Genomic DNA, 24408 nt, shown 5'->3' with positions numbered 1-24408 from the left:
TAAGACGGGAAATTTCCAAAGAATAGGTCCGAGAATAGACCTGAAATTGGACTTCTACTGAGCCTGTTATCCATGAACATGAGAATAAACCACTCTTAAGGTCTTTTCTAAACTTTGCTTGGCAGCTGGCCAGCGAATAGATACGTTATCAACCATTCCGCTCTTACAATCGTCTTCGATGCTCGACATCATGTCTGTCAATACATCTGAGTTCACTTCATGAGCAATACTGATGAGTGCTCTAGTGCCTCTAAAGATGCCAGATACGTCGTTCGCTTCAATCGCATCTTCAGTACTTAGCAAATTGCTTTCTAGGCCATCAATTAACCCAGAAAGGGCTGCAGGCAACGATTCAATTTGTCCCTGTTTTTGCAAATAAGGCAATAAATCGAACCAATCCGTCGGATTGTTTGGCATATCCAATTTCTCGATTTCTGGGCGACGGCGAGATAAGCTATTGTCTTCGCTCGTTGCCTCTTGCAATTCTTGTTTATGTGCATTTATTAGCGCAGACTCTTGCTCAGCCAATTTTGTTTGGCTGTTTTGCAATTCTGACTGCGCCGCCTGCAACGCAGACTCTTTTTCGGCTATCTGCTGCTGACTCTTTTCCAAGGCCTTCTCTAAATCTCCCATCTGAGATGAAAGCGTAGAATGGCTGTTATGCTGATGAGACAAACTCTCCTTACTCTCGGCATATTCTTGTTGCACTTTCGCCAATTCTTCAGCCAACGATTGCTGTTTGGATTCAAGGGCGGAAATTGCGGTTTCTTTATTTTCCAAGGCATGTTGTTGTTCGCTCAATTGCTGTTGCAGCTTAAGCTCTTGTTCAGCTTGCTGCGCAATCTTGCTCTCCAACTCTTCAGCGACGGCCTTAGCTTTTTCAAGCTCGTTCTGCAGAGCATCCTCCCCAGATTGCGACTGATTTACTTGGTGCTCAGCTTGTTTTAACGCATCAAGCTTACCGGCTAACTTGCCTTGCAGTTCTTGATTCTGACTGTTTGCTTCCTGAAGCGCTTGTTGCAGTTGACGCTTCTGCTCTTCTATTTCTGCATGGTGTTTGTGCCATTGCTCTTCGCTACCCGCAATCATTTGTTGTTGCTTCTCGGCGCGCGTTTCTACATCATTCAGTTCAACTGCTAACAACTCAAGCTTTTGCTCCTGTTGTAAGCGAGCTAAGCGTTCCTTATCGGCTTGACGCTGAATTTCGTCCAGTTCATGCTTGGTTTGTTCCAGTTGTTTACGTTTAGCTTCCACTTCTTCTTTTAAAGATTCTTTAGCAGCCTGCCATTGCTGATCGCTTTCGCTCATTTTAGCCTGTTCTGCGGCGCTCTTAGATTCAATTTCGGCAAGCTCATGCTTCAACCGTTCCATTAACTTGCGATGTTGTTCCTTTTCTGCTTTTTCAGCTTCTGTTTGCTGCTTTGCTTGACTTAAAATCTGCTCAGTTTCTTGCAGTTTCTGTTGTTTAGTTTTTAACTCCTCCCAGAGTTTTTGCTGCGTTTCTTTTCGTGCTTGCTCTTGACGTTCAGCTTCTGCCTGTTTTTCTTTTACGTGATTTTCAGTATCGTTTAACTCTTGTTGAAGCTGTTTTAACATCGCTTCTTGCTGATCTCTTGCTTGTTTCTCTTGCTCAGCCGTTTGTTGAGCGGCACTCAACGCATCTTTTGTCCGCTGTAGCTGCTGTTGTTTATTTTCAAGCTCTTCGCGAAGTGCAGATTGCTGCGCCTGCATATCACCTTTTTCTTGATTCGACATTTCCTCAAGCTTCTGCATTTCACGTTGTAAGTGCTCCAAATGTTGTGCTTTATTTTGAATTTCAGATTGCGCAAGCTCATACGTTTGCTCAAGCGCGCGTCGTTGTTTTTCGGCCTCTTCACTCGCTTTACGTTGATTAACTAGTTGTTGGCGTAAACTTTCTGTCGTTGTTGCTGAACTCGACAATTGAGATTGCAAAGATTGAATTTGTTCACTTACCTGATTAATTTGCTCATCTTTATCACTCACTGCGTCTTTCATATGTTGTATTTGCGAAACAAGTGTCGTCATTTTGCCTTTTTGGTCTTTTAGATGCGATTTAAGTTGTTGCGCATTATCTTCACTTAAAGCAAGTGCCTGTTGGGCATCTTTGTACTTATTTTCACTCTCTCTAAGGGCGATGGCAATTTGTTCCCGTTGGTCATGTAGCCCTTTTACCTGTTCAGCGGATGAGTCTAATTGATCTTTTAATTCGGAGTTTGTGCGCTGTGCGTCGGCAAGCATGCCTCGACTTTGGCTGTAATCACTTTGCAATTGTTGAAGGTTGTCGGCAACACTCTTGTGTTCTTCTTTTAACTGAGAGTATTCGCTGCAAGTTTCATCAAAGCGTGCCTGTACACTCTTCAGTTCTTGCTGAGTGTCTTCCAGCGATTTCATTTTATTCGCAAGCTCATCTTGACTGTCTGCAAGTAATTTTTGCTTTTCTTCGCTCTCGCGCTCTGCTGCTTGTTTAAGGCTCAAGGCTTGTGCCCTTGCTTCATCAGCCTTTTGTAATTCTCGTTTGTCCATCCATATGCACAGAATCGAATCAAAAGACTTATCTTTATAAATGGGTACATATGTAGAATGGCAAGGGAGAGAATAGTCGCCAATCTGGTACTCCCAATCAAGTGAGTGCACTTTACCCGATTGTTTAACTTGCTCGATTGCCCGCTTTAAACGACTTGCTTTCAGTTCGTTGCTGTTAAGTTTTGTAGAATAAGGCATCACGTTGCGCAATTCATATTCGTCTTGCGCACCAAAGAACGACAACGCCGCTTCGTTCAGCTTATGAAATCCTTGCTCATTCAATATCGCCATTGGCATACTGCTATGTTCAAGTAGGCTATCAAACTTATCCTGTTGGAACTGCTCGTCTGAACGATCTGCGATCCAACATAGATACTCTTGTTTTTCGCGATTAATAAGGTCGATATGTAATTCGCTAGGGTGAAGTTGGTTGTCTTTCCCTTTCAACCTTGCATGAAAATCACGTAACTTACCGGTTTGATTTAGCTTCTTCGCTGCCTTACCTGCCTCAGCAGGGTCAGAAAACAACTGATAGAAGTTACCATGTTTAAGCTCATTTTCTGAATATTGCAGTCTATGAAGCATATTGTGATTTGCGGTAATTACACGGTCTTCAGCGTCAATAGTTGCTATGGCAACTGGCGCCAAATTCAGCATATTTTCTAGCTGCTCTCGCTCACTCTTGAGTTGCGTTTTTGATTCAATCACTTCAGTAACGTCTAAAATAGAGCCCACGACTCTGCGCTCTGTCTTTTCACTCAAATACTCATTCGCCGTATAAAACGCAATAAAACAGCGTAAGTGTAATTCTCGCCCATCATGTGCAATTACTTTGCACTCGGCTTGCTGAGCAAAATTACTCACACCCGCGCTTCGCTTATGCAATTCCAGAATATTTTCAGGAAATACTTGCGCTTCAAAAATATTCTGAGTATTGATATTAGGATTTACAATACGCAGCAATGAGCTAAATGCATTGTTATGCGAGGTAATATTGCCAACGCCGTCTAGTGTATACACAGGGTTTGCGTTGGCGCTTAGCATAGACTGTAGTTGCTGCTCAATAATAACATTTTGCTGCTTGTATTCTGCTAAGTCGTTTTCACGCTCAATAATGGCGTCAAATTGCGTGAAGCGCTCCTCTTGCTTTTCACTTTGCGTACTTAGCCTAAATTTAATGGGTAAATAGTAGAATTGTTCTACCACACCAGCGTCATCTGTCTGTGTATGGCTTGGCGCATTAAGTGGTTTAACACGCAGACTCACTTCGGCATACCCTTTATGCGCAAAGGTATCCAACAAGCGCTTCCATTTTTCTGCGTCCCCCTTGTGAACATATTCAATTAGAGACTGAAATGGCAACGCTTTTTTATGGTCAATAAGCGGGTAATCATCTGAAGAAAGTAATGTAGCTGCGGCTTCATCCAATCTGATTTCTTCATCGGATAAATCACCAATGATCTTTCCGAGATTTGCGTTTGCAACAAAAGACAAAAGATGCCTGTGTTCATCTTTAGATTTTGTAAATGCACGTTGTAAGTTATTTTGATCAACAAGTACGATGCTTCTTGTCATACCATCGTGCGTACTTATCAGCGCGCCAATGTTTACTGCAAGTATTAACTTGCTTGCACGTGCACATGCCTGAACTTTTGCGTCTGTTGCATTGAGTGCCTCTAATACTGTCTCTTGATTGTTCTCTACAAAACACGACGCCAATGACATGCCAATGAGTTTGTCATGCTGACGACCTAAAAGCTTTGCACTGTCTTTGTTTGCACCAGTAATCTTACCTTCCGTATCCACCTGCAATATACCCGCAGGAATAGCGTTTTGAAGGCTAACTTGCTTTTCAAGCGCTTTGTTTAATTTCTTTTTTGTAAAAATACCAACAACGATACCAATGATTAATACAGCAAAGACAATCGCAGTGATTAAACCCACAACATTTACAAAGGAATTTAGCTGTTCAGGCGTCTTATCTGCAATCAGCCCAGCCAGCGGCCCCGACATATTTTCGGTAGATTGGAGCTTATTTAGTAACAAGACAAATCCGTCTTTTTCATTCAACATTACGAGGTACTTACTCAGTTATCATCCAACAAGGTATTTGCTAAGCACGCTTTAACATATAGGTACTATTTAGTATTAATGAACTGTCTAGCAAAGTTCGTATCGATAACATAACGATTTTGGATAATAGTTGATTAGTGTTAATGAGTACGTGTTATAAAAATATATACCTGTTTATGCTATATTAACGGCCGAAAATGATTATTCGTGTTAAGGCCCATATACTCAATGAACTGCGATCAAACAGCGACGTCGATGCTCTCGGTAGAACAAGCATTGGCAAAAATAAATTCTTCAACACAAGCAATTGCTGAAACGGAACAATGTGATTTGTTAGCCGCTCAAGGTCGCATTCTTGCCGAAGATATTCATTCTAGTATTAATGTTCCACCGACCGATAACTCAGCAATGGACGGCTACGCCTTTAGGCATCAAGACTTATCTGCAGGACAAGCACTTAAAATGATTGGTAAAAGCTTTGCTGGCAAACCTTTCATCGGACAAGTAAATCAGGGCGAATGCGTAAGAATCATGACTGGCGCAACAGTACCCAGTGGCGCAGATACAGTCGAAATGCAAGAAAACGTCGATGCCGTTGAAAATCAAATCTCCATCCTATCTTCACCCAAAAAAGGCAATTCTATACGAAAATGTGGCGAAGATATTATGCAAGGAAAGCTTATTTTATCTGCGGGACAAGCGCTTCGTGCCATCGACATTGGGATACTCGCAAGTCTTGGTATAAGTAGTGTAAAGGTATATCGTAAACTTAAAGTTGCAGTATTTTCTACTGGTGACGAGCTATGTCCACCAGGCACTACAGCAAAAGCCAGCCAAATATATGACTCAAATCGATATGCCATAATATCTATGCTTTCTCAAGCATACCTTGAAGTGGTCGATTTAGGGTTAATTGAAGACAGTGCAGACAAAATAAAACAAGCATTTTTAACAGCTGATCAAGACACAGACATCGTTATTTCGTCTGGTGGCGTATCAGTAGGTGAGGCTGATTACACTCGACAAGTATTGGAAGAAATCGGCAATATAAATTTTTGGAAACTCGCGATAAAACCCGGAAAACCGTTGGCGTTTGGCAAGCTCAATAGTGCTTTTTTCTTTGGTTTACCGGGGAACCCTGTATCGGCGGTCGTAACCTTACAGCAAATTGCTATGCCTGCGTTGTCGCAAATGTCTGGTATGAGAGACAAAAGCACAAACTTACTTAGTGCAATAGCGGCTGAGCCCTTTATTAAGCGCCCAGGGAGGCTAGATTTTCAACGTGCCATATACTGGCAAGAAAGTGGCAAGTTATTAGTTAAACCGACAGGACCACAAGGGTCTGGCATGCTCACCTCAGTATTAAATGCAAATTGCTTTGCAGTGCTAAAAAGAGAGCAAGGGAACGTTAAAGAAGGTGAAACTGTCGACATTCAGGTGTTTGGTTTATAAGGTGTAATTATGTATTTTGAGGATGAATGAGCACTACGTTTTATAACAATAAATTCTTTCAGTGTTTATTTGTGCTACTTTTCGGCATAGCCACTAGTGTGGCTGATGCAAACCCGAATACCTTTAAAACCCTCCTCAAAATAAACATCGGCATGCATACTGGCTCATTTGACAAGTATGATATGAAAAGCATCGAAAACGTCTGTGAAGAGTTACGCTTGTTTGATGATAGACCCAATCATCGAATGGCGATTGAACTTATTTTAATGTGTGAAGCTTTTGCCGCAGCAAACGTTAAAGTTGATATAAATGTATCCCCTGTACCTAACTATAATCGGGCCTTACGAGATGCAAATGGTGGCCTGATACACACTATTGCTGAGACAGTTTGGAGCAGTAGTCTTACTAATTTTCAAGATTTGTATATTACTCAAGAAGTGATTCGTTTTGGTGAATTTGAAAAAGGCATATATACATCGCCGGGTCACCCATTACAAAAGTTTAAACAAACGAGCTTGATAAACTTTAAAGATTACTCGTCTGTCACGTTTAGACATTGGGAACATGATTATAAGGCGCTTCGCGAGATATCTGGCTTAGTGTTAACTACTATTAAGTTTGAATCATTGTTGAATATGCTAAAAGCCGGTCGTGCAGATTTTTCCTTGATTGAATTTCCAAAAAACAAATCCCTTGAATTTACCTATTACGGAGTCACCGTTTTGCCCATCAAAGGTGTTAAGGTAAAAGTGTTTAATTCGCGCGTGTTTGTGATTTCTAAAAAAAGTAAAAATAGTAAGGAAATTTTTAATGCCTTGGAACGGGGGCTAACAATATTACGGAACGAAAAACGTATCACCCCGCATTACGTCAAAGAAGGAATTATTACGCCCGCAGTAAAAGACTGGAAAGTACTTAATAGCCCTAATTAGTGGATGATTGAGTCATGAATTGTTACTGATTCGTCGAATGACTTGGACGGTTTCGTGATAAATAAATTGTACTCTACTAACATCCTAAACTTTCCCGAGTACGCATCATGAAAAAATGTCCTCATTGCTTTATTAGATCCCTAGGACTCATATTGCTTATGTCATTCATACTGAGCATTTTCACAGTATGGATGAATATTGCACTTGCAAGCGTTGATTCTTCTGCACGTATTTTTACGTCTGAGCAAGATCAAACGACCTTACTCGAATTATATTCTTCACAAGGTTGCAGCAGTTGCCCGCCGGCGCAACAATGGGTAAATGACATTACAAACAATCCAAAACTCTGGCAAGACATAATTCCCATCGTGTTTCATGTGAACTATTGGGATTATATAGGTTGGCGAGATCCATTTGGTAACGAAAGCTTTAGTCAGCGACAACGAGAATACGCCAAACAGGGTGCAATCAACTCAGTATATACGCCAGGGTTTGTTGCAAATGGCCAGGAGTGGACCGGTTGGTTTGCAGGAAAGGGCTTGTCCCTCAGTAAAGAGAACGTGGGCGTTCTGCAAGCAAAAACGCAAGGTGATGCACTGAATATTTCGTTTGATGGCGAACTCGACGGTACACATAAGGTTAATATCGCAATATTGGGCTTTGATCTCTTGACCAAAGTCAGGCGTGGTGAAAATGCTCGAAAGACGCTGGAAGACAATTTTGTTGTACTTGCGATGGACTCACTACATTTTGAAAACAATACTACCTACCAATTGCCAGATTACTCGATGATTAAATGCGACTTAGCAAAGAAAGGAATAGCGATTGAGAAAACTGCGTTAGTCGTTTGGCTAAGTGACAATAGTGGATTGAATCCGATACAAGCGGTTGGAGGGTATTTGTAGTGCCCTTGGTAATCAGGCTAAATCCAAATAACAATAACGAACGAACCGAAAAATACAACTAGCTCGAGAAGCTCAACTGAATTAGTCTCGACTTAATCCAATAAAGCCGTTTCATACCATCTAGATTCAATTACGGAGGCGGATTGAGGTCTAGCAAAATAAAAACCTTGCCCATGATCAATCTTTAACGCTTGGCACATTTTTAGATGTTCTTCTGTTTCAATCCCTTCAGCAACAACTGTCATGTCTAACCGCTTTAGCATGGTCGCCAACGCTTCAAATACAGCCAAACGCTTTTCTTCACTTTCGTCAATCGTGAATAGTGATTTGTCTAGTTTCACAATGTCTATAGGATAGTTAATGAGGTGAGAAATAGATGAATAACCAACACCAAAGTCATCAAGCGAAATGACAAAACCATAGTTTGATAAGGTTTCGATAGACTCTTTGATTACGTGTTGCTGTTCAAAAAGCGCTGTTTCGGTGATTTCGAGCACGATGTTTTCAGGTTTTACGGCATGGTATTCTGCACGTTGAATTATATATTGTGCAATTTTAGGGAACTGCAATTGCACGGGCGATATATTGATAGCAATGAAATTAGTGTTAGTTGCCTGATGTTGCCAATCTGCAATTTGCTCAATCGCTCTATCAATCACCCAATTGCCTATTTCATGTATGTCGTTGTTTTTTTCTGCAATAGGGATAAATTCATCCGGCACAAAAATTTCCTTGTCATCCGGCCAGCGAAGTAAGGCTTCGTAACCAATTTCGCCGCCCGTCTTAATATCGATGACGGGTTGAAAATGCATATTAAACGAGTTGTCATTCAAGTGTTTTTTTAATCCAACTTGAATATCGTACTGTCGGCTAAACTTGGCTTGCATCGAGTCGTCATACAGTTTCACCATGCCTTTACCGGCACGTTTTGCGGTATACATTGCAACATCTGCATACTTTACGAGATCTTCTTTGCTCTTAGCCTGCATAGGGTACATTGCAGCCCCAATACTGGCATTACACTCAAGTTCGCTTTCAGCAATAAAAATAGGTTGTTTTAAGGCCTTATGAATACGTTCAGCGACCATTGTCACTTGTTCTGGAGAGCGGATACCATTAAGTATAATGGCAAACTCATCACCACCAAGGCGGGCAAAACTTTCGTGTCGCCGAAGTTGTGCTTTTATTCGTTTTGAAAATTCAATTAGCAAACGGTCGCCAGCATCGTGACCCATTGTGTCATTAATGAACTTAAAGTTATCCAAATCCATCAAAATCAACGCCACGTCAGAACGCGTATGGCCGTCGCCATCAATCAAAATCGACATCAATTGATTGAAGTGATGACGATTCGATAAGCCAGTAAGAGGATCTTTTTCAGAAAGGTGTTTTACATTAAGGTAATTTTGATGGAGTTTGTGTTCAAGTTCAAAACGTTTTTGTGCATGGGTTATTGCACGTTGCAAATTCAACTTGCCAATATCGGATTTTAGAATGAAATCCTGCGCTCCGGCTTCAATGCATTCCACGGCAAGTTCTTCGCTCTCTGCGGAACTCATCATTACGATAGCCACACTGCCTAAGTCTGCACGAGATCTCAGTGCATTTACCATTTCGATGCCATCAGACCCAGGCATACGATAATCAAGTAATATTACATCAAAACTTTCTTGACGAAGCTTTCCTAGACCTTCGTTAACAGATACCGCTTCAATGATGTCTACATCAAAAGAATTTGCAGTGAGGGTACGACGAATAATCTTTCTATCTACTAAATCATCGTCAACAACAAGAACCTTAAGGCGCCTTCTCATTTCCATCAGGTAGTACTCTTAAATCTATGGTAACCACTCTTACCTAAGATGACTCAAATTATCCCTATTTGAAAACTTACGCGATGAGATTCGTACCGTTAGGAGACCAGTCGCTCCAGAGACCTATACGTTACAATTAAATACAAAAGAGTGAAAGGTTTTAATCTCTATTTCTGCTTATTTTATGGTCGGACGCTTATATTTTGTCGGCCAGTTCACAATAAATCGCGTTCCACGAGGGATGTTGTCTTCAATTGTGATCGTTCCGCCGTATTGTTCAACCAATTTTTTCACAACACTCAAGCCCATGCCAGACGCCTCAACTTCATCTCTAGACTTTAACGTACGAAATAGCTCAAAGACTTTCTGTTTAAACGCATCGGGTACGCCGGGTCCATCATCTGCAACAGTTACAGTTGTTGTTCGTACTTTTTTCTTAACCTTAATGTCGATATTCGCATTAGTAGAATCGTGATGTTTAATCGCGTTGCTAATAAGATTCACCATCACCACACTAAATGGCACTTCTGGTACTAGTATGCTTGTATCGTCACAATGCAAACCAAAGCCCATAGGTAAATCTACAAGATTCAATAACTCAAAGATTTTTTCTTTTACCGGAATATCTATCGGCTCCTGCTTCTCTCGACCAATGCGACTGTATTCCAATAAATCCTTTAGTAGTTTTTCCATGCGCTCGGCACGGTTCATAACCAATGAAAGATTGTCGATGGTTTCCAAGGGCAAGACGTCTTTTGAATCTTCGACGACCCATGACACAATGGTTTTTATGGCGTTTAATGGCGCTCGCAAATCGTGGGACGCCACGTATGCAAAATTGTCTAGGTCTTGATTCGAACGCTTTAAGTCATTTATTAGTGATTCACGCTCGGTTTCTTCGCGGCTAATACAAAGCAAATATGGTTGCCCATCATCGCCCACAAAACGCTTTTTTACGTAGTTCGCAAACGTTTCACTACCGTCAGCCAATATGACTTTTTCGCGCGCCTGAAAAATACCGTCTTTAAACGCTATTCTATCCGTCTCTTTAAATCGTTTAACTTGCGCTCCTGAAAACGCGCCGCTGACCTTTTCGGGATTAAGTTTTTTATCCGCATTATGCTCAGCATCAACGAGCTCATTTTCCGCTTGGTCTCGCTCTGCATAAAAATCTAATGCAGCTTCGTTGGCAAAAATCATTTCAGAATATTGGTCTTTAACAAAAATACTGTCTTGATGTAAATTGATAACTTGCGCTTGAAGAATATTACGTTCTCTTAAAGCAGAAAGCTCACTTTCGAGTGTCATGACTCTGTCACGAAGCATCTCAAGCTCTTTTGTATTTTCAAGCGCAAGTTCTTCAGGATCGCTGCTATTTTTAAGGCTTTCTACCAAAACAAGTTTGTTTCCTATAGTTCATTCACGAAGGATACTATTGGAAATGTATATTAATAACAAGACGGTACCAGCAGAATATCAAGCCCACAAAGTCTCGCTAGTATGCTAAACCGACAGGCACAATATATGATTTAGAAAGCTCATGTAAACGTAAGTAAATACCTACTTTATTCATAGACCGGCTCACATTTAGCGACGATGTAGCTATATCCATACGGCTTTGTTTCATCAATCGAAATCAACAAGACAGAAAAATCGTCAATGACGACACTACGTTGTCCACTTTCTTTTTTACAACTACTGTATTCATAAGCTTCAAAGTAGAATATAAAATCAGCAATAATCGACTTTAAAAAGCGTCCTTTCCGTCGAGTTTCTTGATCAAATAACGACGCGTTTGCGTTTGCGTTTTCTTCTGCACTAATCGTTGTCTCTTCAATATTCTCATTTGCATCTAATGCTATGACTCTTTGATAGATTTTATTTGTAAACAAAGCTTCAAAGCTAGAGTCTGCAAAATACGGAAACACTATGCTAAATAGGTATGCGCAAACAAAGGGAACTAAAAGAAGCCTCAAAATCATCGTTAACCACACGTTTTGATGATCTTCCCAATGTGCTCTAACATTAACCCTAAATATTCGTAATAAAATGGAGAGTACTAACCAAAGATTGATAGAAATAAGTACGACGGACAATATGAGTAACGAACTAAGTGCGACCCAAAACGGCGTAAATACAAGTGCAGTAAACCCAATAGTAAAGATAAATGGATAGGGTTCGATACCTGTAATTTGATTGATTTGACTAGCGGCATATGCAAGCGCGATATTTGCAGCACCTGCATAAATAATAACGATAAAGCTCTTACCTAACGCATAGTCCCAAAGTTTTAAGAAAAGCACATTTAGCTCTCGCGCCAAGCCTAAAATAGCAATGCAAAGCGCCAAATAAAAAGTACTTAAACCGCCAATAAGTGACACGACTATAATAATAAAACTGACGAAGTAACATAATTGCGAAAAGTTGTACCCCGCCATTCGAGTCTTAAACTTCTCTCTATTTATTATGTGCTTACTAAAATTCAGCATGCTTTACCTGCCCGAGTAATAACAATGAAACAACAACACTTACTAACATAAAATCCTTTTCCTTCAGCAAACAGATGCAATACGCTACACAATATGTGACACAAAAATCAAGCATAAAAAAACCCGAGTATAAACTCGGGTTTTTAATTACTTAGTAGCTTATATTAAGCTTCAGCGATAACCGCTAGCTTAACAGAAGCCATTACTTCTGCGTGAACTTGGACGTCAATATCGTACTCACCAGTTTCACGTAATGTACCAGTAGGCAGTTTAACTTCGGCTTTAGTAACCTCAATGCCAGCCGCAGTAATTGCATCAGCAATATCACGCGTACCAACTGAACCGAACAATTTACCTTCATCGCCTGCAGGAGCAGCGATAGTCACCACTTCTAATGCACCAAGCTTTTCAGCTCTTGCTTCTGCTGCACCAAGCGCTTCAGCGATTTTCGCTTCTAACTCAGTACGACGTTGTTCAAACTTTTCTACATTGTCTTTTGTGGCAGGAACTGCTTTGCCTTGCGGGAACAAAAAGTTACGCGCATAGCCAGATTTAACAGCAACCTGATCACCTAATCCGCCTAAGTTGGCGACTTTATCTAGTAGAATGATATTCATCTTTGCTACCTCTTAATTGCCAAACTTATTTATGTGAATCAGTGTAAGGTAACAACGCAAGGAAGCGAGCACGCTTAATTGCAGTTGAAAGCTGACGCTGATACTTTGCACTTGTACCAGTGATGCGGCTAGGTACAATTTTACCACTTTCAGTGATGTAATTTTTTAGTAAAGAGATGTCTTTATAATCAATCTCAGTTACACCTTCTGCAGAAAAACGGCAGAACTTACGACGTCTAAAAAATCGAGCCATTATTCATCTCCCTCTGCTGCTTCAGCTTCCACTTTAGCTGCCGCTGGTCTTTCTTTACGTTCTTCACGACGTTCTTCTTTCGCCATCGGAGATGGTTCGGTAGTCGCTGATTTAGTACGCATAACAAGGTTACGCAATACGATATCGTTGAAACGGAAAGCAGTTTCTAGCTCTTCAACTGCTTCAGCAGTTGCTTGCGTGTTGATTAACACATAATGAGCTTTGTGAAGTTTTTCAATTGGGTACGCCAACTGACGACGACCCCAATCTTCAAGACGATCAATTTTACCGCCGTCTTGTTCTAGGATAGCGCGGTATTTTTCAATCATACCAGGCACTTGTTCACTCTGATCTGGGTGAACCATAAATACAATTTCGTAATGACGCATTTCTGCTCCCTACGGTTAAAGCCTCGAACAGTGCAACCAGCTGTCATGAAGGCAAGGAGTTAGATATTAGTTGCAGGGCGCGGAGTATACAAGATAGTCACAGCGCACTCAAGCGCAATACGCTGATATTTTCAAGTGTTTAAGTAAGCCCAGCACGAGGGTATAAAGCAAGGTGTAAAATACACTGCAGTTAATTAATACTTTTGCCGATTAACGTTTTGAATTTCTCTGGGCTACCGTTTTCGTCGCCGGTTAGTAGAAAATAAACCATACCCGCATCAGAAATGTCCGCAACACCTAGAGGGTGCCTCTTCATTCGTTCGTATATCCACTTCACACTAGTATCTTGGTGCACTTGCATCCATTGCCAAACCGACCAGTCTTGATCGGAATGCCACAACTTAGTTGGTTCCCATTTTGCGTTTTGATCTTTAATTTTTTTGTAATTGATTCGACCGTCACTAAGTGCAATGACGTCTGTTAGCGTATGGTGCTTTTGGTTTTCTTGTACAGGCTTTTTATCAAATTTGGGGTCGCCTCTGCGCAAATGATTGTCGTTGTAGCCGCTATGCGAAATAAGATAGATATGGGCTAAGCTATCTGCATTGCCTCTCTCAATCACCCGTTTTACTGCACGATATAGAAATTCAGAGGGCCCCATGTGAATGAAAAATAGAGGATCATTTTCACTAGATACTTCCAGTGCACTTACCAAGTCCACTAACGCAAGTTCATAGTTTTCACTAACATCAAAAAACTTGCTAGCGTCATATGCCCAATGCTGAATAGCCCCGTTCACACCAATCGCCATTTCGTTTACATCTGACGTATGCTTTGGTGAGTCAATAAAGTTATTATAAGAGTAATGTACTAAGGCTTTTTTCTTACCTAATTTAGCAATAATAGCTAACGCTGCGGGTGTTGCTCCCCAATCGTCAGGATCCGCTCTTGGCCAAAAGTGCAATATGTCAGCCTGATTGTTGCCATCAGCGCTAATGGCTATTCGCTGTCCTTCATAGACCCAGGTCGACGCCAACGATCCAAAAGGAAACATAGATATCAGACTAGTGATAAGTAATAGCGAGATTGCTGTTTTCATTGTTTGTCTACCTATAATCCAGAAAAATGATTGGGTTTTAACATACAATCATCCAAGGTAGTCGGTCTACATGAACCCCTCATTTGTTTGCCATGAAACAGTTATTGCAATACTGTTAACATGTATCATGTAACCGTTACATCATTGCTCAAACATCAACTAAAATGAGACTTAGCGTAATATGACAACTGTGGTCCCTTCAAAAGAAGATTTGTACAAACAGCTTCAAAGAATACAGCAAAGTAATGCGCTTTCCCGGTCGTCTAACTTGAGCAAGCTGCTTGAATACCTGGTTCAAAAAGAAATTCAACGAATCGAACAGCAATTGACAACGACATCTCTACCTAAAGAATTAGAAATCGCTATTGATGTCTTCGATAAAAATGTCAATTTCAACTCAAACGAAGATGCGTCAGTTAGGGTGCATGTTTCTAGGTTGAGAAAAAAGTTACTGGAGTATTATCTGCAAGAAGGAAAACAAGAAGATTTCCGCACCGTAATTCCCGTAGGTGAATACAGACTTGTCTTTATTAAAAATACTCACGCTAGCACATCTGTTGATTCTGATAAGAAGGCCAAAAAGCAATCATCCTTCCGTCAAACAGCCCTCAAAGGCTATCAGACAAAATACCTTATTCCCTTTTGTATTCTATCCCTATTGATACACTTCTTATTTATTACTACATTCGATGTGTACAAATCTGACAAAACGACGTTAAACCCTATATGGGCTGAGTATCAGTCACCCAAAGTGAAAAATATTATTGTATTAGGTACTCAAGCAGAGTCATCGATGCGTGAAACACATCACAATGATAGACGCATGAGTAAAGGATTAGTCCTAGCGTTTAAAAACATACTGACGCTTTCGAATGACTTTAGATACACCCCTGTTATCTTGTCATCAGATTTAAGTGCTAACGATATTAAACAAGCAAATATCATTTACATTGGGCATTTTGAAAATATGGGCATGCTGGCAAACTATTTTAGTGGGTCACAATACAGCTTTGACTCAGAGAACAATCGACTTAACGTAAAAAATACAACGGAAGCATTTTATGGACCGAAAAACACTAGCCAACAATACACAGATTACGGACTATTCGCTAAAGTAGATGGGCCTAGAAACAATAAAATCTATATTATTTCTGGTTTTACTGATTCATCTCTCTTGTGGCTAAGTTGGTTTTTAACTAGCAGTGAAGAAACAACACAAACAAGTTATGCCGCATCTCTGGAAAGCGAACTTTCCAGTCAACACAAAAACGTCGAAATGCTCTTTAAAATTAACAGCATGGATGGCCAAGACTTGTCGCATGAACTAATTTCCAACACAACGATAACAAGCAAAACCATTTGGCATATGCCCGACTAACACTAGCCTATTCTGCTGGCGCTATAACTAACTTACCAACATCCGCTCGTAAAATTTTAACTTGTGTCCCTGCCTTAAGTGGTGAGGATGACAACAATTGCCAACTGACACCAGAATATTCTTGATAAACCGGTATCGCAGGGTTTTCACTTACATCGGCATCTAATGTAAATACGGCATCATTTAAATCATTTTGTGCACGTTTATGATTTGTTTGATTTTGCAATGCTTTCAATTTTTTCCACAGCAAAATAGTATATATCGAGGTAAAGAGCGCCATACTCGCTATCGCTTGTAACCAGCTTTGGTCAACAATACCTATCCACATTAAAATTGACGTTGTTATTGCCGCCAAACCGACAAAGAACAAGAAAAATGTGGCAAAACCTAGCACAAGGACTTCGACTATCAATAATGCAATACCCAAGACCATGATGGATTCAATAAAATTGTTTACAAACCATTCGTTCATCGAAGTACCTATCCTCCTGATTTTTCACCTTTCAGTTTTTGAATAATACTGGTCGCTTGAGCGACAATACTGCCCGCATCCGTTGCCCCATCAGGCAATAAAACCACAGAAGATTCTTTAGCAATAGCATGTTTTGCATCAATGGCTTTTGTCGCGAGGTCTAACTCTATGGCTTTTTGGCCTTCGTCCGTATTGGCTGCTTCACCTACTTTGCGTAATGCCTCTGCCTGAGCCTCTGCAACAGCCACAATCGCAGATGCTTCACCTTGCGCACGTAAAATTTGTTCTGATTTATCCGCTTCAGCAGCTAACACTACTGAGGCTTTTTCACCTTCGGCTCTGTTAATCGCGGCTTGCCGGTCACCTTCAGACTCCAAAATTTGAGCACGTTTAACACGTTCTGCCTTCATCTGCGCTTCCATGGCTTCCATCACAGAATTGGGGGGAACGATGTCCTTAATCTCGTAACGCATCACTTGGATCCCCCACGGACCTGCCGCCGAATTTATTGAAGTAACAATATTCGTATTGAGCAAATCACGCTCTTCAAAGGTTTTATCAAGTTCCATTTTACCTAGTTCAGAACGCATGGTTGTTTGCGCTAGTTGCGTCACAGCAAACACATATTCTTCGACGCCATAAGTGGCTTTATACGGATCTAAGACACGAAAATACAACACGCCATCTACCGATAAAGAAATATTATCTTTTGTGATTGCAGATTGCTCAGGTACATCAACTGCCTGCTCTTTGAGTGAACGATCAGCGGACACTCTATCGATAAAGGGGATAATAAAATTTAAACCCGCCTCTTTGGTAGACTGAAATTTACCAAATCTTTCAATAATATACGCGCGATTTTGCGGAACGAATTTAATTGAGCTCTTAAGCAAAATTAACACAAAAATTAATGTGAACACTTCTACTCTGAGTATATAACCGAGTATCTCTTCCATTATTTCTACTCCCTTTGATATTCCATTACTATATTATTTGTTTGGTGTTAACAAATACCTCATATACTCTGACAACTAGCGCATGGCGGTTTCAAATTTATAATACAAAGTTGCCAAAGTAAGTGACATCCTAACATCTGAGCTTAAGTGTGTTCAAATCCTCACCGACGAGGGCCGTCTCAGTCAGTAATCGAAAAGGGAGAAATATGCAAAATAGAATAGATACAATAATTAAAACACTCGGTATGAAGCCACACCCCGAAGGCGGATATTATGTACAAATGTACCAGTCATCAACGATGCTTAGTTCGCCAATTAACAGTAAAACTCGTCATGGTTTAACGCATATCTACTTTTTACTGACAAAAGGACAAATCAGTCGTTGGCATAAAGTCCTACATGATGAGGTTTGGAATATCTATGAAGGTGCGCCCCTACGTTTACTTCAATTTGATGGGAAATGCGTGGAAGAAAAACACCTTGTATCGTCGAGTGGTGGTGTAACCGTATCAGATATCAATTACTTCGGCATCATACCAGGCGGTTACTTCCAAGCCGCAGAGTCCACGGGTGAATATACGCTAGTGGGCTGCTCTGTTGCCCCGGGGTTCAATTTTGAGGACTTCTCTTACATCGAAAACAAAGACGTATTAGCTCAAATCAACGCCCTTGGAAACGACTATTTTAAGTTTATTTGAAACCCATCGCGATTTCGAACCAAGCTATATTTACTACTGACAAACTAGGCAGCACGTTTTGCTTTCTTAATTGGAAAGTCAATCGCTCTACTAGTTTGTACCTCAGTCCAATAAATGATTTCCATTGAACCATCTAAGTTTTCAACGAGGGCAGAACAATTCTCTACCCAGTCGCCATCATTAAGGTATGTAATACCTAAAATCGTATCCTGCTCTGGGTGATGAATATGCCCACATATAACACCATCAAGGCCTTTAGCCTTTGCGCGCTGACAAGCCGCTACTTTATATCGGTGAATGGCCTTGTTCGCACCTTTAATCCTGCTTTTAATATAGCCTGCAAGCGACCAATAACTCCCATCACGCCAAGCTTTGTAGCGGTTATAATGACGATTCAAAAAGAGTAGCAAGTCATAGCCCTTATCACCAAACCAAGCGTGGAACTTACCTAACGTGACATCACCATCACATTGGTCTCCATGAAAGACTAAATATTGCTTGTTGTCATTTGCGGTGTGGACGTACTCTCGACAAATCTCGAGGTTGCCAAACTGCATACCGTGATATTTTTGCAATGGCTCATCGTGATTTCCAGGTAAATAAATGACTTCAGTCTTACCGTGGCTTAAGGCCATTATTTTATGAAGGACTTCATTGTGTGCATCAGGCCAACGGAATTGCTTTGTCATTTGCCACAAATCAACGATATCACCGACTAAAAATAGTTTGTCGCAAGACGTATTATTGAGGAAATCTAAAAGAAATTCGGCTTTACAATCTTGGTTACCCAAGTGAACATCCGAAATGAAGACGCTAGAAAAATGCCGTTTTTTATACATAAAGGCTCCAAGTAGCGATTTACTTGGAGCCATAGCTTATGTACTGTGCATGACAAAGGCGTTACTTTTTAATGAAGCTATTTTTACATTCGTTAGTTTGCATGTACAAAATAACTAAGTTGTTAGCCTTGTAGTTGATCCAATAGGCGCATCAAATTTTGGCTTGCCGATTCCATTTTTTTCAAATGATTTAAACACTGGTCTTCGTTACCTAGCGACATTGCACGTAAAGCTTCTTTACCTTCTTTATGCAAGTCTTCGTTAGGTTTAGCTAAAGAAACAAACGTAGAATCACGGCCATATTTACTTTGTCCATCTTGACTATACCACTGACCAAAGCGAGAAGCAGTGTGGTCTACTAGTGACTCAGCCGTTACAGTGCCAGGTTGCTGTACGCCTTCATAAACTTTTCCTTTCCAACGAACAATATCCAACTTAATCGTCTGAATAAAAGTAGTTAATGAAGAACCCGTAATACTGTTCATCATTTCTTGGCATTGGGTTGTTATCTGCTGATAATTTTCATCTAACGACACAATACCAGTAGACAGTTGCTCGTTGTTACTTTTAATTTCATCTACCGAGCCGGTTGCATTTCTAGTCGATGAAATAATATTTGTTACCAGCTCTGCTACTTCGCTAGCCGATTTATTGGTTTCTGTTGCTAGTGTTCTTACTTCATCCGCTACGACACTGAATCCACGACCTGCATCACCTGCTCGCGCGGCCTCGATGGCAGCATTTAACGCAAGTAAGTTAGTTTGATCACTGATGCTTGTAATCGTTGTAACGAAAGCATTGATTGAATCAGCCGTATCACTCAAGCCTAATATGCCTTCTGCCATATGTCCCATTTTGCTACCCATCGAATTCATAGATACCGTAATGTCTCGAAGTGATTGAGTAGAACTGTTAAACATTTCGTTTATTGAATCAATGCGTTCGCCTTCGCCTGATGTCATGTTGTATTGGGCTAATAGGTTTTCATGTACATCTTCAATTTGGCGAATCGAATCTAACATACACGCTGTGACTTCACCTTGGAAACCTGACTTTGTTACAGATAATTCTTCCACTTGGAGGTTTAATTCTTCGTTATCAGATTGCAACTTCTGTGTAAGTTGCTCAAGCTCTGCAACTTTGTCTTTTAAGCTATCATTGTCGGCTTGTGCCGAACGTAGCGAACTAGCAAGTACAAACATAAAAGGGTTTCCTTTGTTAATTAGCTCTGTACCAAAATGTAGACTTGTGTCCTTTATTGAACTGTCGTCAACGTCATTGAACTGTCTTGATAATGGTATTTATCGGCAACAACAAATTTTTCCAAACTATTTTCTTAGGATTTTTTAAACATTAGTTGTTTAACACACCAATTTTGCAATATTCAGCATAGTACAAGTTATTCATAACCAAAAGTTTTCAGATGTATTTGAACTTAAATAACTCACTTTAGCTTTTCAATATAAACGTAAAAAGCGGCTTTTTCCTTTGACAGTGATTCAGCGTCGTCAGTAAACCAAGCGGTCAATTTCTGTTCACCTTTATAAAGATCTAGCGTCACTTCACATAAAGCTGCTCGGCCATGTACTTTTGCCTCAGCGACAGTCCCATTCACATCGACAACACATAAATCTTTTAAAATAGGCGTACCTGCCGGAATATCATGGAAGTATATAGATATTTTATATTTCCCCGAGGTCGCGACGTCTATATACCAAGGTAAGGCACTATAATTGGCTTCTTCAGTTAACCAATGCACGTAGTCCCATTCAGGCGCTGGCGGTTGGTGTCCAATAAACCACGGCACGGGTTGTTTCTCAGGCACTTCCATCCAATCCATTGCATTTAGACGTACTGGGTTTTCTTGCGGATACCCAACACCAATAAATCGGTCCTTAAACCCAATGCGCTTAGCTTCACTCCACCAAGCATTTCGCTCAGCAACTAGTCGTTTGGTAATATCCGGGAATTTGTCTACTATATTGTTTTGCTGGTTAGGGTCTTCTGACAACAAATACAGTTGATGCTCGTTATTGTCTTTATCCTTAACACCGCTGATCAAGCGCCAATCTTGATACGCCACAACCGTCGGACGAAGAACACTTGGTTTGTCTACTCGTTGGTTTGTAATAACAACGCTACGTTCACGAAACGTTTTTTTTGCACTTGTCTCGCCAAGAAGCAATGACTTAGCACTTTGCCCAGTCAATCCTTCGGGGGGCTTAATCCCCACCATATCTAATAGGGTTGGCATTACATCGTAGTGCGCAAGTAACTCATCAACATTGCCCTCCTTTAACTTGCCATTTGGATAAGACAAAAAAAAGGGGACTTTATGACCACCTTCAAATACCTCTCCTTTGTACCCGCGTAAATTGGCATTTGGCTGCCAAGTAGGAAAAGATTTCGCTAGGCCTACGTAGTCCTTATTTAACGTCAACTCATGATTGGTAAGTCGAAAAGAACTGCCATTATCAGTCATAAAAATGAATATGGTATTATCGAGCAGTTTTTTATCAGCCAAAAAACTTTGCAGACCAGCCACTTGCTCATCTACATAAGTGATCATTGCATAAAAGCTTGCCAAGGCACGAGGTAAGCCTTTAGACAAATAGGTTTGAATATACTCTTCTGGTGCTCGATAAGGGCCATGAGGTGCATTTAGCGGAATATATGTGAAAAATGGCTGGACACTTTTTTTTGTAGCTGAAACGTTGTGTGTATCAGAGATAAAGTCCTTCGCTGCATCAAACCATACTTTCGTCGCATAGCCTTTAAACGCTATAGGTTCGCCATTGTGAAAGTATGTATCGTCAAACTGCGTATTCCCCCAATAGTCAGGTGTCTGTCCTACGCCACCACCACCATGAATCAGCACCTCATCAAACCCTTGGTCTTGAGGGCGATAAGGATAGTTATCTCCTAAATGCCATTTACCAAATATCCCAGTGCGATATCCATTGTCTTTCAATACTTCAGCAATCGTTTGATGCTCAGGCCCAAGCATGTAACGGCCTAGAATGGTATGCCACACGCCAGCATGCAAAGAGTGTTTGCCCGTTAGCAACGCAGCCCGCGTTGGCGAGCACGTAGGATCTACATGAAAATTGGTAAGATTTACGCCTTGTCTTGCTAATTCATCCAGATTTGGAGTATCAATTATCGGATTCCCATTCACACCTAAATCACCAAAGCCCTGATCATCTGTGACAATGAGCACAACATTAGGCGTTTGTTGATTGCTGGTATTCTTTGCAGTCGACATGCTGTCATTTAACTTGTTAGCATTTGTCACGCAAGCGCTCAAAAAAAGCAGCGAAAATAGGCTAATGCTCACACAAATTTTGTTAATACTGCAAATATTGGAACGTTTAATTGGGGATGTAAAAAACAATCTTCACCTCGATTGACGTTGCTCAGTGCAAGCAATGACTCGTTAGTGACGAGTATAAAGGCAGTTATAAGGTAAGAGTCTTACTTTTTTCAAGAATAGCGTTAACAAAATTTATACATTCACTGCACGCTTATCTAAACTGGGGAGAATATACTTAATTAGAGCGACCAAATACGCTTAAATTCTGCCGCTTGGCGTTTAGAAATATTCACTTCTTTGCCATTTGTCATCTTCACTAAAAATGTATTATTTTCTAGTATTTCGATGTTTTCTATGAAATTAGTATTAACAATCCAACTGCGGCTGGCACGAAAAAAAACAGATTGATCTAAGCGGTCATATATAGCACTAATGGGACGATAAACAGCCGGAACGCCTTTTGACAAATAGACGCGGGTATAATTGCCCATCGCTTCAAAAGCAAAAATCTCATCAAGGTGCACAAAAAAGCATTTGTCCCTATCTTTAATGAAAATGCGCTTATCTGAACTCAACTTTTCAGACACTTTTTTTGCATTTACTTTGCTAATTGATACTGCTAAACGCTCTTGTCTTACGGGTTTAAGAAGATAATCTAACGCATTGTACTCAAAGGATTTAATAGCGTATTCGTTAAACGCAGTCACAAAAATCACTTGCGGCGTTTGATTACTTTGTTCTAGCACGTCAAAGCCAGTGCCGTCAGGTAAGTCGATATCTAATAACAATAAATCAATCATATGCTCCGCGAGAATATCTAACGCGGCTTTGACGCTGGCGGCTTCTGCAACAATTTCAATGCCTTCAATTTGTGATAACTGCGAACGTAGTTCTACTCTTGCCAGCCGGCTATCATCAACAATTGCTACACGCATATTATTTCCTCAATTTGCAATACGCTTGGTTTGTGCCTTTATACCTAGCCTAAGGCGTGTTGGTCTTTGCTGCATCATCTTCATATTCTAATGGCAAACGAATACTAATTTCAGCCATACCATCTGCCATGTGTAAATGTAAGTCAGTAGGCATGATTTTAGACGACTTGCCTTGACTAACAGTTTCTGACGCATATGGATAAAGCAGTTGTAAACGCTCTCGCATATTTCGAATACCAACGCGGTCACGTCCCTGAACAAATTTATTGTCTGATTTGCTTTCTTTCGCAGCTTCATCAGTATCAAAAAATTCATTAGACGCGTCTATCGTCTTAATTGTTCTTTTGTCTGCAATGGGATTGTTTACAATAATGAACAACTCGTTCGCTTTCACATGTATGTTTAATTGGATAAGACCGCCATCTCGAATATATGAAATACCATGCTTGATCGCGTTCTCAATACAAAGCTGAAGCAACATGCTTGGAATTAACGCCAATTTTGCTTCACAATCAATGTTCGTTTTAAAGCGTAAACGGCTTTCAAACTGAATCTTACACAAATCGACATATTCCTCGATAATTTTCAGCTCTTCAGCCACGGTTACCTTGGTTTCTTTGTGTTGCTGTAAACTATATCTAAGCATGTCTGAAAGTTGAGCTAAGGCTTCTCGCGCTCTATTAGGATCTTCCAGAATAAGTGCACGAATATTATTCAACATATTGAATAAAAAATGTGGATTGAGTTGTTGAACAAGTACTTCTAGTTGACTGGTAGATAGTGCTCTTTTCACTTCATACAACTGTCGGGCTTTGGTGATGCTTAAATAGATTGCGCTCCACGCAAAAGAGGCAATAAACATATTCAACGCATTTCCCCAAAAAATGGTGAACAAGGACATCAAAAACTGAGAATTGAACTGGATAGCTTGACCTGAAAAGTGAGTGAGCAAAATAATAAATGCGACTAATGCAACACCGCCAGCACAAGCGCCGATGAAAGACTGTATTGCAAAGTAAACACTCTGGGATACGAAGCCTTTTGAGGCAAATTTCTTTTTATAAATATGGCGCGTAAAAACAGAATACACAGCAGTTGTTGCGATCAGTATTCCTGCCATAAAAAGTTCAAAATCTACCAAACTACGCGTAAACTTTATAGTAGCCACAATTGCAATGAAGACAATAAGCCAGCCAGCAATTTGATACACGTAAAAATATCTAGAATTCATAATCAAACAACTTTATATA

20 protein-coding genes are annotated in these 24408 nt (G+C 40.5%); 5 read left to right on the top strand and 15 right to left on the bottom strand.

The annotated features are described in order from the left end of the window. Positions 1-66: 66 nt before the first annotated feature. Positions 67-4617, bottom strand: coding sequence for a PAS domain-containing protein (locus QQK00_RS13515; RefSeq protein WP_284218108.1), 4551 nt, complete (start codon positions 4615-4617; stop codon positions 67-69). Between the two features lie 228 nt (positions 4618-4845). Between QQK00_RS13515 and moeA the strand changes: the two genes are divergently transcribed. From moeA to QQK00_RS13500, 3 genes are all read left to right on the top strand, one after another. Next, complete coding sequence (gene moeA / locus QQK00_RS13510; RefSeq protein ID WP_284218107.1) at positions 4846-6069, top strand: molybdopterin molybdotransferase MoeA; 1224 nt, start codon at positions 4846-4848, stop codon at positions 6067-6069. A 26-nt stretch (positions 6070-6095) separates the two neighbouring features. Next, complete coding sequence (locus tag QQK00_RS13505; RefSeq protein ID WP_284218106.1) at positions 6096-7001, top strand: hypothetical protein; 906 nt, start codon at positions 6096-6098, stop codon at positions 6999-7001. Between the two features lie 158 nt (positions 7002-7159). After that, entirely contained in the window at positions 7160-7906 is a 747-nt protein-coding gene (locus QQK00_RS13500; RefSeq protein ID WP_284218105.1) for a DUF1223 domain-containing protein, read from the top strand. Between the two features lie 92 nt (positions 7907-7998). Here the strand turns inward: QQK00_RS13500 and QQK00_RS13495 are convergent, their stop codons facing one another. From QQK00_RS13495 to QQK00_RS13465, 7 genes are all read right to left on the bottom strand, one after another. Next, complete coding sequence (locus QQK00_RS13495; RefSeq protein WP_284218104.1) at positions 7999-9726, bottom strand: putative bifunctional diguanylate cyclase/phosphodiesterase; 1728 nt, start codon at positions 9724-9726, stop codon at positions 7999-8001. A gap of 171 nt (positions 9727-9897) precedes the next feature. Next, a complete protein-coding gene (locus QQK00_RS13490; protein WP_284218103.1) occupies positions 9898-11115 on the bottom strand; it encodes a sensor histidine kinase in 1218 nt (405 codons plus the stop codon). Between the two features lie 170 nt (positions 11116-11285). Continuing rightward, on the bottom strand, positions 11286-12209 hold the full coding sequence (locus QQK00_RS13485) for a hypothetical protein (RefSeq protein WP_284218102.1): 924 nt from the start codon (positions 12207-12209) through the stop codon (positions 11286-11288). Between the two features lie 164 nt (positions 12210-12373). After that, positions 12374-12826 carry a 50S ribosomal protein L9 gene (gene rplI, locus QQK00_RS13480; protein ID WP_284218101.1) on the bottom strand — a complete coding sequence of 151 codons (453 nt, stop codon included), beginning with the start codon at positions 12824-12826 and terminating at the stop codon, positions 12374-12376. Positions 12827-12851: 25 nt separating this feature from the next. Beyond that, the gene (rpsR, locus tag QQK00_RS13475) at positions 12852-13079 is read right to left on the bottom strand and encodes a 30S ribosomal protein S18 (protein WP_284218100.1); all 228 of its coding nucleotides are present in this window, start codon (positions 13077-13079) and stop codon (positions 12852-12854) included. Beyond that, positions 13079-13468, bottom strand: coding sequence for a 30S ribosomal protein S6 (gene rpsF, locus QQK00_RS13470; RefSeq protein ID WP_284218099.1), 390 nt, complete (start codon positions 13466-13468; stop codon positions 13079-13081). Before rpsF ends, rpsR begins: the two co-directional genes overlap by 1 nt. Before the next feature lie 190 nt (positions 13469-13658). Beyond that, a complete protein-coding gene (locus QQK00_RS13465; RefSeq protein WP_284218098.1) occupies positions 13659-14567 on the bottom strand; it encodes a hypothetical protein in 909 nt (302 codons plus the stop codon). Positions 14568-14748: 181 nt separating this feature from the next. On the opposite strand from QQK00_RS13465, the gene QQK00_RS13460 reads away from it, so the two are divergent. After that, on the top strand, positions 14749-15945 hold the full coding sequence (locus QQK00_RS13460; RefSeq protein ID WP_284218097.1) for a helix-turn-helix domain-containing protein: 1197 nt from the start codon (positions 14749-14751) through the stop codon (positions 15943-15945). Positions 15946-15952: 7 nt separating this feature from the next. On the opposite strand, the gene QQK00_RS13455 is transcribed toward QQK00_RS13460, so the two are convergent. Further along, positions 15953-16417: an NfeD family protein gene (locus QQK00_RS13455; RefSeq protein WP_284218096.1), complete on the bottom strand. Its 465-nt coding sequence runs from the start codon at positions 16415-16417 to the stop codon at positions 15953-15955. Positions 16418-16425: 8 nt separating this feature from the next. Further along, positions 16426-17373 (bottom strand): SPFH domain-containing protein, encoded by a 948-nt coding sequence (locus QQK00_RS13450; RefSeq protein ID WP_284218095.1) that lies wholly within the window; start codon positions 17371-17373, stop codon positions 16426-16428. Positions 17374-17579: 206 nt separating this feature from the next. On the opposite strand from QQK00_RS13450, the gene QQK00_RS13445 reads away from it, so the two are divergent. Continuing rightward, positions 17580-18071, top strand: a complete 492-nt coding sequence (locus QQK00_RS13445) for a cupin domain-containing protein (protein ID WP_284218094.1) — start codon at positions 17580-17582, stop codon at positions 18069-18071. 44 nt (positions 18072-18115) lie between these two features. Here QQK00_RS13445 and QQK00_RS13440 read toward each other — a convergent pair whose 3' ends face one another. The 5 genes from QQK00_RS13440 to QQK00_RS13420 all read right to left on the bottom strand — a co-directional run bounded on the left by QQK00_RS13440 (position 18116) and on the right by QQK00_RS13420 (position 24389). After that, entirely contained in the window at positions 18116-18910 is a 795-nt protein-coding gene (locus QQK00_RS13440) for a UDP-2,3-diacylglucosamine diphosphatase (protein WP_284218093.1), read from the bottom strand. A 122-nt stretch (positions 18911-19032) separates the two neighbouring features. Continuing rightward, positions 19033-20112, bottom strand: coding sequence for a methyl-accepting chemotaxis protein (locus QQK00_RS13435; RefSeq protein WP_284218092.1), 1080 nt, complete (start codon positions 20110-20112; stop codon positions 19033-19035). A gap of 242 nt (positions 20113-20354) precedes the next feature. After that, positions 20355-22175 (bottom strand): arylsulfatase, encoded by a 1821-nt coding sequence (locus QQK00_RS13430; RefSeq protein WP_284218091.1) that lies wholly within the window; start codon positions 22173-22175, stop codon positions 20355-20357. Positions 22176-22462: 287 nt separating this feature from the next. Then, the gene (locus QQK00_RS13425) at positions 22463-23158 is read right to left on the bottom strand and encodes a LytR/AlgR family response regulator transcription factor (protein WP_284218090.1); all 696 of its coding nucleotides are present in this window, start codon (positions 23156-23158) and stop codon (positions 22463-22465) included. A 49-nt stretch (positions 23159-23207) separates the two neighbouring features. After that, entirely contained in the window at positions 23208-24389 is a 1182-nt protein-coding gene (locus tag QQK00_RS13420; RefSeq protein WP_284218089.1) for a sensor histidine kinase, read from the bottom strand. Between the last annotated feature and the right edge of the window lie 19 nt (positions 24390-24408).

Origin of the sequence: Agaribacter marinus (assembly GCF_030160655.1) — a bacterium.
GTDB classification, from domain to species: domain Bacteria; phylum Pseudomonadota; class Gammaproteobacteria; order Enterobacterales; family Alteromonadaceae; genus Glaciecola; species Glaciecola marina.
This window is presented reverse-complemented; position numbering and strand designations above follow the sequence as displayed.